Source organism: Pseudosporangium ferrugineum, assembly GCF_003002065.1.
Classification (GTDB): domain Bacteria; phylum Actinomycetota; class Actinomycetes; order Mycobacteriales; family Micromonosporaceae; genus Actinoplanes; species Actinoplanes ferrugineus_A.
Window position 1 is genome coordinate 1 of the sequence record NZ_PVZG01000082.1, and the last position, 1,373, is coordinate 1,373.

The following is a 1,373-nucleotide window of genomic DNA, read 5'->3' on the forward strand; positions in this document are numbered from 1 at the left end:
CAACGTCACGCGGCCGACCCGCACCCACTAACGAGGGACAAAACGGTCAAGCCGAAACGGACGGGAGGGGATCAAATCCCTCTGACGAATCGAGGTCGACCAGCCCGGCTCTCAAGTTCATCCGATGCTGCTGAGTATCATTGTTGACGTCGATGGCTGCCACGTGTGCCTCATAACCCTTCTTGTACTCAGGGCTCGTAATTGCGAAGGGCTTCTTGTACTTCCTGACCTCGTACCACTCGACGCCTTTCTTGTCCGGGTCGGGGTCGGAATACACGGTCACGATCTCGTCCGGATTGTTCGGAACCACCGAGCTGCTCTGATGCAGGAAGGGCTCCCCGCCTTTGACCACGGCGTTCTTGGCCTTCAGCGGTTGGTTCTGGACGCGCACACGGTCGGCATCGACGCGATCCTGAATCTCAAGGGCATCGCCGGCGAGAAGGGCCTGGAGGCGCCATTCGATACCGGCCGCCAAGCTCGTGGAAGCGGTCTTTCCGCCCTGCCCCACGGCCTTGAACTCCACACCCAAACCTCCTGTTCGGCACCGTGGGTGGCCTTTGCGGCGCAGTTCCAGCAGACCAGATCAGCGCCGCCGCTCGCGTGTTGGTTCGCGGTTATCCACACACCTGGATACATCAACTGGAGATCCAGGACACGCAGTGCGATGGCCGTGTCGTGCCCGTCCCGAATCGCGGATTCCTCTATCCGGCAACGGTTATCGACCTGCACTCCCCTCGTCTGACTGGGTGGACGATCGCGGATCACATGCGTACCGAACTCGTCATCGACGCCCTCAACGCCGAACGGACCCGGGGAAGCCTGGACGGGACGATCATGCATACCGATCACGGAGCACAATGCACATCGAGAGCCTTCGCTGAAGCCTGCAAGCATGCGGGGGTCCGGCAGTCGATGAGCGCGGTCGGGAGTTCGGCCGACAACGCCCTCGCGGAGTCGTTAAACGCCACGTTCAAACGCGAGACGCTGCAAGGCCGACACACCTTCGCCGACGAACGCGACGCCCGCCTGAGTAGTTTCCGCCGGCTGCACCGCTACAACACCGTCCGCCGGCACTCCCGGCTGGGATATCAATCACCGAACAACTACGAAAACACCCGAACTCCAGCGACTACGCCAGCGACAGCCGCATAAACCCCGTGTCCGAATTCCGGGGGCAAGCCCCGTTTACCGCTGCTGGTCATCGAGCCCACCCTGCTACACCGACGCCCTGCTCTGGTCAGCCTACGCCGAGACCAATCCCGAGCCATGAACAGCCACTGAACCGATCTCAGCGAGGAATGGCAGCCGATTCGGGATGACACGGGTGAATCGGTAGTTTCGGGCGGTCCTCGAAACAGACGTGGAGCCATCGA

General features: G+C 61.6%; 2 protein-coding genes. One reads left to right on the forward strand and one right to left on the reverse strand.

Going from position 1 to position 1,373, the window contains the following annotated elements; genetic code table 11:
• Positions 1–46: 46 nt before the first annotated feature.
• A complete protein-coding gene (locus CLV70_RS40245) occupies positions 47–523 on the reverse strand; it encodes a hypothetical protein (protein ID WP_170148715.1) in 477 nt (158 codons plus the stop codon).
• A gap of 77 nt (positions 524–600) precedes the next feature.
• Here CLV70_RS40245 and CLV70_RS38815 point away from each other — a divergent pair, with 77 nt between their 5' ends.
• Positions 601–1,152: a DDE-type integrase/transposase/recombinase gene (locus CLV70_RS38815; protein ID WP_281260543.1), complete on the forward strand. Its 552-nt coding sequence runs from the start codon at positions 601–603 to the stop codon at positions 1,150–1,152.
• Positions 1,153–1,373 lie beyond the last annotated feature (221 nt).